Here is a 12,500-nt window from a genome sequence, read left to right on the forward strand (position 1 = left end):
AGGTGGGAGTTGCGTCGGGGCGATCTCCTCGGGGAGCGCGAGCGGTACGAGCTCGACCAGGCGATCGGACGCGGCGGCATGGGCGAGGTGTGGCGCGCCTACGACCGGTTCCTCGACCGGCGCCTCGCGATCAAGTTCACCCGTGTCATGGACGACGCCCTCGTCGGGCGCTTCGAGCAGGAGGCACGCAGCACGGCCTGGTTCGAGCATCCCGGCGTCCCGACCGTGTACGACTTCGGAAGCCACGACGGCTGCTTCTACCTTGTGATGCAGTACGTCGAGGGCATGACGGTCGACCATGTCCTGGACGCGCAGGAACGGCTCTCCGTTTCGTGGGCCGCGCTCATAGCCGCCCAGGTGTGCGCGGTGCTGAACGTGGCGCATCGCCGTCCGCTCGTGCACCGCGACCTCAAACCGAGCAATCTGATGCTCTGCCCTGACGGCTCGGTGAAAGTGCTCGATTTCGGTGCCGCCGTGGGGCTCGGGCCAGGCGACGTGCGGCGAACGACCACCGGATTGGGCGCGCCCTACACACCCGGCTACACGGCGATAGAGCAGGTGTACGGAAGCCCAGGACCGCAGAGCGACCTGTACTCCCTCGGCTGCGTCTTGTACGAGATGCTCACCGGCCGCAAGGTCTTCCTGGGGACTACCCCCTACGAGGTGATGCGCCGCCATGAGGACGAGGACCCGATCCCAGTGCGCGATCTGCGTCCCGACGTCCCGGGTGGGTTGGACGCACTCGTCCTGCACCTCCTGGCCAAGCAACCCGGCGACCGGCCGGGGGACGCCGACGAGGTGTACACCCGGCTCTTGGAATTCGTCTCGTCACTGGAACCCTTGCCCGGAATCATCGACACGATCGCCCCGCAACACCTCTACGCCCATGCGATCAGCCGGATCAGGGTGACCGGCGCGGCCCCATTGGCTCGACCCAAAGAACCCGCCGGACTGCCCACCATTGACGAGGTCGTCCAAGCGCGCGCGGAGGCGGCCCACCTCGCCGATGAAGGCCGCTACACGCAGGCCGCGGAACTCCTCTCCGACCTGACCGGACCGGCGGGCCTGGCCTTGGGCGACGACGACCCCGAATACATGGGGATGCGCCTGGACCTCGCCGACGTCCTGTTCAAGGGCGGCGACTACCGCCGGGCCGTCCACGCGTACCGCGCCGCCGCCGTGACGCTGGCCGAGTGGTACGGCCCCGACGATCCGCACGTCCTGATCTGCCGCGAGCAAGAAGCCGTCTGCCAAGCCCACCTGGGAGCGACGGCCGCCGCCCTCGCCCATCTGCAGGAACTCCTGGACGGCCTTTCAGGCGGCAGGCCCCATGATGCGCTGACCCTCCGCGTCCGCGAACGGGTGGGACGCCTCAAACTCGCCGCGGGCCGGACCGGCGAGGCGCGCAAGGAACTCACCGAACTCCTGGCCGACCTGACCGCCCGCTTCGGTGACGGCCACGCGCAGATCCCCGGCCTCCGCGCCCTGCTCGACGACCTGGCCCAGGATTAGGCGGCCTGGCCCAGGGTTAGGCGGCCCCGGGCAGGAACGGGCTCGGCGAACCCGCGAACGACACGTACAAATTGTCGCGCGCCCGCGTCGAGGCCACGAAAAGCAGGCAACGCTCCTTCTGGACGTCCTGCGCGTGCGCTTTGGCGTCCTCGTCCTCCGGCGTGATCGCATGGGACGACGGCATCGCGTTCTCGTCCGCCCCGATCACCGCGATGCACCGGAACTCCAGACCTTTCATCTTGTGCATCGTTCCGACCTGGACACCCGGTGATTTACTGGGCACCTGGTAGGCGGTGATGCCGTCTTCCTTCAACCGTTTGACGGCTTTCCGCACCATCCACATGTACCGGGTGGCGACGCCGATCGAACCGGCCTCCACGCCGTCATCGACCCAGGCGCGCACCTGCTCGACGAGACCGTCCAATTCGGCGTCCAGATCTGGATACGCCTTCACCACGGGCCGCCGGCCGTGCATCGGCGACCGATAACCGTCCAGCGTGTCCGCGGAATCGTCGAGGCCCTGCGCGGGAGAGTGCCCGAGCAAAGGCACCGACCAGGCCAGGATCTCCTGCGTGGTCCGGTAGTTGAGCCTCAGTTTCGTGCTGCGTCCGCGCACATTGATCCCGAGGCTGGTCAACGACACGTGGCTGTCGTAGATGCGCTGATGCGGGTCCCCGACGATGAACAGATCATCGGGCCTTTCCGGGACGAGGCGCCTCAGCAGCCGCCATTGCGTCGTGTGGATGTCCTGCGCCTCGTCGATGATCACGTGGTCGTATTCGGGGGCCGACACCAGGTCGGCGGCCTCGTTGGCGAGCTGGTGGAACGTCGACCTGCCTTCGGCCGCCAGCCCGTCCACCACCTGCTTGACGGCCCGCCACACCACCGCCCGCTGCGCCTTTCCGAGCGGGACACCGCGTCCCGCACGGGTGCACGCCAGGTAATCGTCCTCGGTCTCCAGGCCCTGCGCGAGGATGATCTGCTCCCATTCCCGTTCCAGGAACGTCCGGGAGAACGGCGTGCCCTCCGCCGCCTCGTCCCAGAGCGGATCGAGAATGTCCGACCCGGCGATGCCAGGCTTGTGATGCCGCCCGACGATTCCGTACGACACGGCGTCGACGTTCTTCACCTGAATACGCGACCGGATCTCGGGATTCTCCACGAGCAGGGCGAGCTGCCTCTCCAGCGCCTCCGCCAGGTTCCGTGTGAACGTCGTCAGCAGGACGCGCCCGCCCTTCGACGCGAGGTATTTCGCCCGATGCAGCGCGGTGACCGTCTTCCCCGTTCCCGCGCCGCCCGTCACTTGCGCGGGCCCCGAATAGGACGGCCGGAGCGCGACCCGCCGCTGCACCGGGTGCAGGAACACCCGCCACATGTCGAACGGATGGGCGAGGATGTCCCGCAGTTCCTCCGGCCCGTTGACGAAGACGACCTTTCCCGGAGTCCGCCGCATCGCCGTCACGAGGTCGTCGGGATCGACCGCGGCGGGCTTCTCCTCGACCGTCAGGTATTTCGCGACCTCTTCCCACGCCTGCTGGACGTTCATTCCCTGCGCCAGCGCCAGCAGCGCCATGTACTGCGGCTCCGGCAGGAACTTCTCCAGGGCCAGCAGATGCGAATCCTCGGTCAGCAGCCGGACGATCGGAATCAGTTCCCGGTCGATTCCGAGCCGCAGCAGATCCTTTTCGAAGACGTGCCCGAGCAGCCGGAAGACCGTCCCCTCCGCGGCCTTCGCCAACGCCGGTGACATCTCCTCAAGGGCCTGCTGGTCGCGAACCTCCAGCACGCCGATCGCCTGGTTCACCGAGAACTTCCGGCTTCTGGCCCACGCGATCGCGTCGTCATGGGGCATCACCGCGAGCAGGCAGTAAACGTCTCCCTTATCCGGCGCCAGCACCACACCGCGCCAGAACTGGTCGATCCTTATCGTCCGGATCCGCGGGTCCTTGGCATTGTTGAGTTTCTCCAGGTGCAACCCGGCGTGCGTGTGCTCGGCGAACTTGGCGATCGCCGCGTCCACGCCTTTCCGCACCTTCGGCTCCAACTTCGCGTACTGCGGCATGAACGAATCCGCAATAGCAAGCTGAGCCACCCCACACCACCCCTTACGCCGCTGTCAGGCCCGAACATCCTAGGAGCGCTTCGTCCCGGCGGCGCTGGAACCCCGCCCGACGAGCCCGGCCACCTCCGGACACCGCCCTGCTCCAGAACGCTGCACCGCCCCCAGGCCGCCGTCCGGCGCCTCAGCTCTTCGCGGCGGACGCCTCGTCCTGCCGCGCGGCGAGCCACTTCTCGGTGTAGGCGGTGACCTCTTCGATGAACTGCTCCAGCCCCGCCCGATCGAACCCGGCTTCCCCGACGAGATACATGAGGACGAACACCTCGGCATAAAGCACGGCCTGCACATCCCCCACCCCGTCCTTCTTGAGCGGCGGCGCGCCGATGACGCGGCGGATCAGGTCTTCGGCGACGATCGTGTCGATCAGGTTTGCGGCCTCCGCGGCCTCGATCCGCAGATCGGCGACGAACCGGACGACCTGGCCAATGGTGTAGGTCGGGGAGAATCTTCGGCGCACCGCGACTGAGAAGGCGCCGTAGAGCAACGACATGTAGCCGGCTGCGGTCTCGTCGTCTACCTGGATGTCATCTTGCAGAGGCACCCACGCCTGTGGACCTTCCAGCAAGAAGGACCGCAAGGCGAGGATGTTCTCCTCACGAATTTCGACGGCCGAGTAATCCATTACTCGAGGAGTTCGTCGGCGAGGGCACGGGCGCCGAGCAGGAAGTCGTCGAGTTCGGCGTCGGTGAACTGCCGCTCGCCGATCAGCGCTGCCAACAGCACGATCTGGTGGCCGAACTTCGTGTCCGGGTCGGCGTCGACCATGGATCCCTTGCCGAGCAGGTCGAATATCATGCTTTCGGCGACCTGCGGGTCAATGATCCCGGGCGTCTCGTCGCCCCTTTCCCGTATCCGGGCGACGAAGTCGATGACCTCTGAATCGGTCGCGACTTCACCGTCCTTGATGAAGCGCTGCTCGGCCGCCTCGATGAAGCCGGCGGCGACCAACGCCGTGTAGCACACGTTGGCTTCGTCTGGATCGAGTCGATCCATCAGCCTGAGGTGTTCCTCGCGATCGCCCGCCAGTTGAGCGCGCAGTGTCGCCACCTGCTCATCGGTTATCTTCATGTCTGTTCCTCAAATATCCGCGGGCAAAACTCATGCTATGGCGCACGACTTCGGTCAAGACTATTGCGGTACCGACCGCCCCAAGTGTGGTGTCACCCAACTTGGCGGCCTGATCGGGCGACGCTATGTGGTCGTCATTGGTGCGGACGCCGCACAGTTGACCCGTCGGCTGGACGCGCTCGAGGTTCTTCTCGGCCGGTTCCGAGAACTTGTTCGCTGCTTCTTTCGCGTCTTCCGCCGTGTTCAGAAATCTGCGAAGACCCTCCCGGCCACGTGATGGTTTCTCGGGGTCGCGCTCTCGTGGGTCGCGGCCCGCGGGGTCGTCTTCGGGGTTGCGGAGGTCGGCGTGGCCGGGTTCGGGGTTTGCTCCGGCCGGGGCGAGGTCTTCGCGGGTTGGGAGGCCCGGGCGGTCCGTGTTCTGCGATTCGCGGGGTGTGGGATGGAAGGGTTGTTCTCGTTGACGAACGTGAGCGTGGGCGGGCGCTATTCAAGTGACGCGGCGATGTGTCGTTTGCGGCGACGCTGGAACTCCGCCCGACGACCCCGGCCACCTCCGGACACCGTCCTGCTCCAGATCGCGGCACCGTCCCCAGGCCGCCGTCGGGCGCCTCAGCTCTTCGCGGCGGCTGCCTCGTCCCGCCGCGCGGCGAGCCACTTCTCGGTGTAGGCGGTGGCCTCTTCGATGAACTGCTCCAGCCCCGCCCGATCGAACCCGGCTTCCCCGACGAGATACATGAGGACGAACACCTCGGCATAAAGCACGGCCTGCACATCCCCCACCCCGTCCTTCTTGAGCGGCGGCGCGCCGATGACGCGGCGGATCAGATCCTCGGTCAACGCGGCGTTGATCAGATCAGCGTCCTCTCCCGCCGTGATCCGTACGTCGGCCACCAGACGGACGATCTCACCTTCCGTGCACGCAGGGGAGAACCTTCGGTGCAGCGCTACACAGAACGCCCCGTAGAGCAGCGACATATAACCGGCGGCCGTTTCGTCGTCCGCCTGGATTTCGTTTCGCAGGCGCACCCACGCCTCCGGTCCCTCCAGGAGAAAGGACCGCAACGCCCAGATGTGCTGCTCCCCGATCCTCACATTCGTGAAGTTCGCCACCCGGCTTTATTCCTCGTCGGCCATCGCCCGCGCTTTGGCCATGAACGCGTCCAGCTCCGCGTCGTCCATGTTCGCGTCAGCGGTCAACCCGGCCAGCAGGAACAACTCGGTCCTGTAAACGGTGTTGTCGTCGATGTCGCTGATCGATCCTTCGCCGAGCACGGCCAGCAGCAGCCGCTCGGCGATGTCCGGGTCGACCTTTTCGGAGGCTTCCGTCGTTCGCTCGCGCAGGGAGGCGACGAACTCGATGACCTCGGCCCGGTCGGCAGGCGTTCCGCTCTTGAAGAACCTACGGTTCGAGGCGAGGAAGAACGCCGCCGCGACCAGGACCGGATAGTTCGACCGCACCTCCTCCTCGCCGAGTTCCCTTAGCAGCCGCACGTGCTCCTCGGGCCGACCCGCGAGTTGTGCCTGCAAGGTGGCCACCAGGGCGTCAGTTATGGGCACTTCCTGCTCCTGTCATCTTTTCTCGTATATTGCGTAAGCCGACGCGGGCGCGGCGTGCGATCTCGTAGAGGATGATGCCTGTTCCGAGGACTCCGATAGCGGCATTCGCGCCTTGGATGCTGTCGTGATGAGGCTTTACCTCGATGGCGGGTTTGCTCTCCGCGACGCCCGTCGGCCGGTCCCACTTGACGAGCTTGTCGATGTCCTTGGCGAGAGCTTCGGTGGTCTTGGCGACATCATCGGGTCGGCGAACGAATTCCCGTCCCGTCTTCTTCCAGCGGGCAAGCCCCTCTGCGTCCCTGTCGAGCAGGTCTTGGTTCTCGGGGTCGTCTTCGGGGTTGCGGAGGTCGGCGTGGCCGGGTTCGGGGTTTGCTCCGGCCGGGTCGAGGTCTTCGCGGGTTGGGAGGCCCGGGCGGTCCGCGTTCTGCGATTCGCGGGGTGTGGGCTCGGCGGGTTGTTCTCGTCCATAGCGGGGTTCGATGCGCACATTGCCGCGGCTGTCGGTGTACACGTTGGTGAGTACGGGATTGGCGGGAGCCTCCGGGTCCGTCTCACTGGCCTCGTTCGGAATCTGCTCGGCGTCGTCGTCTTCGGCTTTCTTACCACGGTCGTCGTCCGGGGCGTTGTTGTCGGCGCGCGCTTCTTCCGTTCCGGGGCGTCGGTCGCCTGGTTCGGCTTCATCGGGGGCGAGCTCTTCCGGGTCGCGCGTGCCCTCTTCTGGTAATTCGCCGGTGGGGTCGTCGTTCTTTTGCGGGGCGTCCTTCTCCTGGTCGGAGGTTTCGGGCGCGCCGGAACTGTCGGCGCTGGCCTCGGGCTGCGAGGGAGAGAATTCGTCGTCACGGTCGACGTCTTGCGCCGCGGGCTGTTCGCGGGCGCGGGCGCGGCTCTCCAGGCGGGACGGCTGGCCGGGCGAACCGGGATTGTCGGGCGGAGGCGTATACGGACGCTCGGGCGAGGTGGGCTTGTCGGTGGTTTCGGTGCGGGTGTCGGTCTCGCCGGTGCGTTCCATGCCCACGCTCGAAGCCCTTTCCTGTCGGGGACGCGAACCCGTCCGGCGGACTGCTCGCCGGGTGCGCTCCCAACGCGCGGGGCCGACGTCGGCGAGCACACCGGCCCCTATGAAATCGCGCGGCACCGAACTATGCACGTGCGGATTCGGTTGCGTCGGGAGCCGTTAGTCCGGCTTGTTCGTGAGGACGGGCGGGCGCGATGACTTCGGTTGGAGAGGCGGCCTCCCCTGACGAACGTGAGCGTGGGCAGGCGCTATTCAAGTGATGCGGCGATGTGTCATTTGTCTGCATTGCCGACGCATCGGGCGGTGGTGTTCGGTCAGGCCCAGGTGGAGGACTCGGCGTGGCGGGCGGCCAGCCATTCCTTCGCGCAGACGGTGGCGTCCTGGATGAAGTCGTCCAGGTCCGCGTCGTCGAAGTTCGCTTCCCCCACCAGGTAGAGCAGGATGAAGACCTCGGCGTACAGGACGGTTTCCACATCGTCCAGGACTGAGTCTTCGAGCGGCGGCGTGCCCACGACGCGGCGGATCATGTCCTCGGCCGCCAGCGTGTTGATCAGGCGGGCGTCCGGTCCGGCCGTGATGCGCAGGTCGGCCACGAAACGGATGATCTCTCCGTCGGTGTAGAACGGCGTGAACCTCCGGCGGACCGCGACGCAGAACGCGCCGTAAAGCAGTGACATGTAGCCGGCGGCCACTTCGTCCGAGTGCATCTCGCTTCGCAGCGGCTCCCACGCGGGCGGTCCTTCCAGCAGGAAAGACCGCAGCGCCGAGATGTTCTCCGCGCCGATCTCAACGGCCGAGTAGTCCATTGGTCAAGAGTTCCCTCTGCGTCGACTGGACGATCTGATGGCGGAGGGCGGCACCGTCGTCGATCCCCGCGGTCGAGCCCTCTCCGAGGGCGTGGAGGATGATTCGTTCGGCAGCTTTGGATGTCACGGTGTCTCGGGCATCGTTCCGGTCCGCCGCGTGCACGGTGGCGAAGGCGTCCGCCCGGCCGGCGACTTCGGCGGCCTCGGGGAAGGGCATTGGCTCTGAGGGACGGCCATCTGTTCCTCTGTCGGTGGCATGTTCGCATTCCGTGAATCGTCTCGGCGGTTCGAACGGCCGCCGAACCAGTTCCGAGGCACGCTGGGCGTTCGGCGCCCCGGCACGCCTTGGTCGGCTGGGATGTCGCCATGCGCGGCTGCGGCGCCTGGCGGCACGCGCGGGCTTGTAGGCGGTCGGCGCGGTGATTCCTGTGGCGATCCGATTCGCGCCGGGACGGTCTCGCGCGATTCTCGTGCTTCGGCGCGAGTCGACGGTCGCGGGGCGCGGGCATGCCGAGCGTCTCGGGGCGGTTTTCGTCCCGCTGGTGTGCCGCACGCCCACGCTCAAGCCCTTTCGCCGGGGACGCGGACCCGTCCCGCCAAGGGCGCTGCGCGGACGGACCCGCCGGACGTGACCCGTGCCACCGGCACCGAGTCATGTCGGGCCCTATGTAATCGCGCAAGTGAAGGATTCGCACGTTCGGATTCTGAATGCCGGAGCGCCGTGCGTGCGGATCGGTGGTCGGTTCATGATCGTTCCGTGATATCGGGTGCCGTGGGCGAGGGCATGGCACGATCGCGAGCTGAACCGGATGGCAATCAATCGATACGCCGTCCCTCTATTCGAGTGAATTGAGTGGCGGGTGTGTGAGGCAGGTGGCTGGACGGGTGCTGCCAGGGGCGAGGCGGGTGCGTGAATCCCGCGAAAAACTTCGTCCGGGCGTTGGGGTGGCGTGAGCATTTCCCTTGGAACGGTCTCGACCGTCCAGAGTTGGTCGTGGCGGCGTCGACTCCGGCCGCAATGCGGCGCTCATGCCCGTGCCTCGACGGCCCTTCGCGAATGTCCGGGTCACCCGTCTGATCTGTCTCGCGGCTAGGCGACGGTCCGCTTGATCATGCCGTCGGCGGCCGGGTCGATGCCCCAACTGAAGATTGTGCGCGGGTGAATGCGGATGAGGTCGGCGCCGAAGTGGGAGGCTTCCGGATCGTCCTCGACGAGGGTCTCCGCCCGGCCGCGCACCTCGATGCCGCGCACGCGCCAGGGCTGCACCGAGGCGAGGTCGTCGATGACGAGCGCGGCCCGGCCGTTCCGCTGGACGTTCCGGTATTTCCGCGATTGGGGGAGGTTGAAGCCGCGGATGTCGAAAGTCCCGGTGTCGGCGTTGTAACGGAATCCGACGGGGTTGTTCTGCGGGTCGCCGTCGGGGCCGACCGTCGCCAGGCGGCCCAGGCGCTGCGTGGCGATGTATTCGCGTTCGATGTCGGTGAGGCTCATCGTTCCAGCATGAGACCTCGACTTGGCTTGAGGTCAAGCACCTTGATCGTTTGCGGTCGTCGCGGGGGAGGAGTGTTTACGGACGGGATTGGGCGCGGTTAGTTAGTTCGGCGAAGTGGCGGATGGCCGCGTCGGCGGCGTCTTGGGCTTCGGCGGCGCCGGACCGGCTCAGCCCGTCGCGAGGTCGAGGGCGCGGATAACGGTTCTGAGGCGCGGGGACATCTCGTCCGGCAATGCGTCCAGCGCACACCAGCGGGCCTCCAGGATCTCCGCCGCGTCGATTTCGAGGCGTCCGCCCACCAGCAGGGCCTCGAAATACGCCTCGATCCGGTGCTGGAAACCGCTGTCGAGCCTAAGCGGAGGGCCCGTGACCGAGACTTCGAGGGACGTCTCCTCCCGCACTTCACGCGTGACCCCGTCTTCGAGGCGCTCCCCGGCGTTCACGTATCCGCCGGGGAGGCCCCAGGCGCGATATGCGGGCCACATGCGGTGCCGGAGCAGCAGAATGCGGCCCTTCTCGTCCCGGACGATTCCGCCCGCGTAAACCAGGAAGGTCTGGTGCCGGAGCCGGGCGAGGCGCCATTGCGCCCGCCCGCCGAGCCGCCGCCAGATCCGCGCGACCAGCGATCCGTAGCGCCCGCGCGCGTGACGCGGCACGCCGAACGGGATCTTCATATTGGAATGCTAGTCGTCGTTGGGGCGATGGGCGGTCGGTGGCACGGGGTGGGCGTTCGCGTGCGGGTCGCGTAGTTGTGGCACTGACCACATCGGCGGCGGATCGGGATCTTCGCATGCGCTCCGGTTCGTCCCTACCTGCAAGGGGGAGCCGACAGGGAGGCGACGTGACCTTGATGGACCGATCCGAGACGCACGCCGAGACGCACGCCGGGACGGCGCTGGAAAGGCGGCGCCGGGCGCCCGTCCGGTTGCTGCGCAAGGTCGCCGTCGCGGTGGCCGGCTCCGCGCTGATCGTGGCGGGTGTCGCGATGCTCGTGCTGCCCGGGCCCGGAGTCGTCGCGATCCTCGCCGGTCTCGGACTCCTCGGCACCGAATTCCCTACGGCCCGTCGTATCAGCCACCGCGTGAACGGCTACATCCGGTCCGCTTGGCAGGGGGTTAGAGCGAGGCTCGGGCGCGGGCGCGCGACCTGACCCGCACGCCCATCGTGCGCTGAACCACCGACGGGGGCGTCGCCGTACCGGTCAGCGTCGGCCCGCCCGCCGACGAGATCCATGCCGACGCTGCGTGCCGTCGGCGTACGCTGTGAACTCGATCAACATCAACTTTGCCGATTGATGGATCGGACGATGACTCTGCGTTATGCTCGTGTCACGGGCGTCCCGGCGACGGCGCTCGGGCGGCGCGGCGGCGGACGTGGAGGGCGGGGTCGAAGACGGATGGGTCAGGGTTCTCGGTGTGAAGGGTGCCATGACGGACGCGCGCCTTTTGGGTCTCTGCGCGAATGGGTCGGTGAGCTGACGAATCCGGCGGAGCTGGAGGAGACGGCGCTGGCGGGGGTGTCCGCCGCGGACGTGCGGGAATTCCTCCGGCTGAGCCCGCCCGAGATGCTGCGGGCCGTGCTGGAGACCGTCCGTCTCGGCGACGCGAAGCGGCTCCCCCCCGGCGCGGACAAGCTCATCTTGCGCACGATGCGGCAGGGGGAGTCGAAGCGGCGGGCCCCGCTGCGGTTCCTGATGGGCGGCCTCTGGCTCCACGGCCTCCGCAACTCCGACGAGCTCGACGCGGCCGACTGCGCGGCGCTGCTGGACGCGGGCACGGCCGCGGCGGTGCTCGCGCGGGCGCCCGGCGTCCGGATGCTGGTGGAGTTCGAGGCGCCCGAGGCGCTCATGCGCTGGGGGCTGGTCCGGGCGGTGCTGGAGGATCGTCCGCTCGCCGTGGTCGCGCTCGGGCTGCTCGCGGCCGAGCCCGACGACCGCGCGCTGCCCGGGATGCGCGACGTGTGGACGGCCTGCCGGGACGCGCACCCGGAGCTGCCCGCGCGTCCGGCCGGGCTGGCGGAGCTGCGGGAGGCGGTCCGGCGGGGGCCGTCGCCGCGTCCGGAGGACCTGGTCACCGAGCTGGACGGCCTGCGCGACCGGTTCGCCACGGCGGCGGACGCGGCCGACCGCGCCGCCGGGCACCTGCGCGAGGGCCGCCGCCCGGACGACGCCGACCTGACGTTGATCAAGGGCGCGGTCGCGGACTACGACGGCGTCCGCGCGCGGATCGAGGCCGTCCTGCCGGGGGAGCATCCGGCGGACCTGCCCGCGCTCGCGTCCTCCGTGCGTGACGCGGTGAGCGCCGTCCGCGCCAGGGACCGGTTACGCGCGCTCCGCGGCGTCCAGGGCCCGGAGTTCGTGGCGGGGCTGCTGGACGAGGTCCGCCAGGCCGCCGAAGGCGATGAGGACGATGGCGCTGGGCTGGTCGTCCTCGCGGAGTTGATCGAGGCGATGGGCGGCGGGGAGGACCGATCCGCAGTCCCCGCCCTGGCCGGACGGGCGCGCGGCGAACTGCCCGACCGCTGGCACCCCCTCGTCGACGTCGCGCTGATGGGCGGGCTCACGGTCGAGAACGTCCCCGCCGACCCCGCACCCCCGCCCGCCATGCCCGGACCCGCCGATCCCGCGTCCCCGCTCGCCGACGCCGCGCGCTCGTCTGCTGATCCTGCGCCCCCGCCCGCTGCTTCCGCGCGCTCGTCTGCTGCTTCCGCGCGCTCGTCCGCCGACGCCGCCCGCTCGTCCGCCGACTTCGCGCGTTCGTCCGCCGAGCCCGCGCCCCCGCCCGTTGACGCGGTGCCGCCGTCCGCCGAGGTCGCGCCCCCGCCCGCCGACATCGATCCCGCGTCCGTAGAGCCCGCGTCCGTAGAGCCCGCGTCCGTAGAGCCCGCGTCCGTAGAGCCCGCGTCCGTAGAGCCCGCGTCCGTAGAGCCCG

Annotated in this window: 12 protein-coding genes and 1 pseudogene; 4 read left to right on the forward strand and 9 right to left on the reverse strand. The window is 68.4% G+C overall.

The window, feature by feature from the left end:
- The first annotated feature begins 9 nt into the window (after positions 1–9).
- Positions 10–1,512 carry a serine/threonine-protein kinase gene (locus tag ACH01S_RS45905; protein ID WP_067890200.1) on the forward strand — a complete coding sequence of 501 codons (1,503 nt, stop codon included), beginning with the start codon at positions 10–12 and terminating at the stop codon, positions 1,510–1,512.
- A 16-nt stretch (positions 1,513–1,528) separates the two neighbouring features.
- Here the strand turns inward: ACH01S_RS45905 and ACH01S_RS13380 are convergent, their stop codons facing one another.
- The 3 genes from ACH01S_RS13380 to ACH01S_RS13390 form a co-directional block, all read right to left on the reverse strand.
- Positions 1,529–3,574 (reverse strand): UvrD-helicase domain-containing protein, encoded by a 2,046-nt coding sequence (locus tag ACH01S_RS13380; RefSeq protein WP_246236965.1) that lies wholly within the window; start codon positions 3,572–3,574, stop codon positions 1,529–1,531.
- Positions 3,575–3,755: 181 nt separating this feature from the next.
- On the reverse strand, positions 3,756–4,253 hold the full coding sequence (locus ACH01S_RS13385; protein WP_067890205.1) for a hypothetical protein: 498 nt from the start codon (positions 4,251–4,253) through the stop codon (positions 3,756–3,758).
- Entirely contained in the window at positions 4,253–4,699 is a 447-nt protein-coding gene (locus ACH01S_RS13390; protein WP_067890207.1) for a hypothetical protein, read from the reverse strand. The genes ACH01S_RS13385 and ACH01S_RS13390 overlap by 1 nt, the downstream gene beginning before the upstream one ends.
- A 37-nt stretch (positions 4,700–4,736) precedes the next feature.
- Between ACH01S_RS13390 and ACH01S_RS43465 the strand changes: the two genes are divergently transcribed.
- Entirely contained in the window at positions 4,737–4,976 is a 240-nt protein-coding gene (locus tag ACH01S_RS43465) for a hypothetical protein (protein WP_148344590.1), read from the forward strand.
- Positions 4,977–5,308: 332 nt separating this feature from the next.
- Here ACH01S_RS43465 and ACH01S_RS13395 read toward each other — a convergent pair whose 3' ends face one another.
- From ACH01S_RS13395 to ACH01S_RS13425, 6 genes are all read right to left on the reverse strand, one after another.
- Positions 5,309–5,809 carry a hypothetical protein gene (locus ACH01S_RS13395; protein ID WP_067890210.1) on the reverse strand — a complete coding sequence of 167 codons (501 nt, stop codon included), beginning with the start codon at positions 5,807–5,809 and terminating at the stop codon, positions 5,309–5,311.
- Positions 5,810–5,815: 6 nt separating this feature from the next.
- Positions 5,816–6,256, reverse strand: a complete 441-nt coding sequence (locus ACH01S_RS13400; RefSeq protein WP_148344589.1) for a hypothetical protein — start codon at positions 6,254–6,256, stop codon at positions 5,816–5,818.
- Positions 6,243–7,271 carry a hypothetical protein gene (locus ACH01S_RS43470; protein WP_148344588.1) on the reverse strand — a complete coding sequence of 343 codons (1,029 nt, stop codon included), beginning with the start codon at positions 7,269–7,271 and terminating at the stop codon, positions 6,243–6,245. The genes ACH01S_RS13400 and ACH01S_RS43470 overlap by 14 nt, the downstream gene beginning before the upstream one ends.
- A gap of 314 nt (positions 7,272–7,585) precedes the next feature.
- A complete protein-coding gene (locus ACH01S_RS13410) occupies positions 7,586–8,077 on the reverse strand; it encodes a hypothetical protein (RefSeq protein WP_067890218.1) in 492 nt (163 codons plus the stop codon).
- 1,090 nt (positions 8,078–9,167) lie between these two features.
- Positions 9,168–9,569, reverse strand: coding sequence for a PPOX class F420-dependent oxidoreductase (locus tag ACH01S_RS13420; RefSeq protein ID WP_067890224.1), 402 nt, complete (start codon positions 9,567–9,569; stop codon positions 9,168–9,170).
- A 168-nt stretch (positions 9,570–9,737) separates the two neighbouring features.
- Positions 9,738–10,244: an NUDIX hydrolase gene (locus ACH01S_RS13425; RefSeq protein WP_067890226.1), complete on the reverse strand. Its 507-nt coding sequence runs from the start codon at positions 10,242–10,244 to the stop codon at positions 9,738–9,740.
- Positions 10,245–10,420: 176 nt separating this feature from the next.
- On the opposite strand from ACH01S_RS13425, the gene ACH01S_RS13430 reads away from it, so the two are divergent.
- Both ACH01S_RS13430 and ACH01S_RS13435 read left to right on the forward strand, forming a co-directional pair.
- Positions 10,421–10,720, forward strand: a complete 300-nt coding sequence (locus ACH01S_RS13430) for a PGPGW domain-containing protein (RefSeq protein WP_083980647.1) — start codon at positions 10,421–10,423, stop codon at positions 10,718–10,720.
- Between the two features lie 381 nt (positions 10,721–11,101).
- Positions 11,102–12,500, forward strand: a pseudogene (locus tag ACH01S_RS13435) (hypothetical protein); the annotation flags it as partial.

The sequence above is a fragment of the Actinomadura chibensis NBRC 106107 genome (genome assembly GCF_001552135.1).
GTDB lineage: Bacteria > Actinomycetota > Actinomycetes > Streptosporangiales > Streptosporangiaceae > Spirillospora > Spirillospora chibensis.

Coding starts and splice junctions, on each gene's coding strand:
- ACH01S_RS13410 (WP_067890218.1), bottom strand. CDS start 8,077: ATGGACTACTCGGCCGTTGAGATCGGCGCGGAGAACATCTCGGCGCTG.
- ACH01S_RS13430 (WP_083980647.1), top strand. CDS start 10,421: ATGGACCGATCCGAGACGCACGCCGAGACGCACGCCGGGACGGCGCTG.
- ACH01S_RS13420 (WP_067890224.1), bottom strand. CDS start 9,569: ATGAGCCTCACCGACATCGAACGCGAATACATCGCCACGCAGCGCCTG.
- ACH01S_RS13390 (WP_067890207.1), bottom strand. CDS start 4,699: ATGAAGATAACCGATGAGCAGGTGGCGACACTGCGCGCTCAACTGGCG.
- ACH01S_RS13425 (WP_067890226.1), bottom strand. CDS start 10,244: ATGAAGATCCCGTTCGGCGTGCCGCGTCACGCGCGCGGGCGCTACGGA.
- ACH01S_RS13385 (WP_067890205.1), bottom strand. CDS start 4,253: ATGGATTACTCGGCCGTCGAAATTCGTGAGGAGAACATCCTCGCCTTG.
- ACH01S_RS13380 (WP_246236965.1), bottom strand. CDS start 3,574: ATGCCGCAGTACGCGAAGTTGGAGCCGAAGGTGCGGAAAGGCGTGGAC.
- ACH01S_RS43465 (WP_148344590.1), top strand. CDS start 4,737: ATGGCGCACGACTTCGGTCAAGACTATTGCGGTACCGACCGCCCCAAG.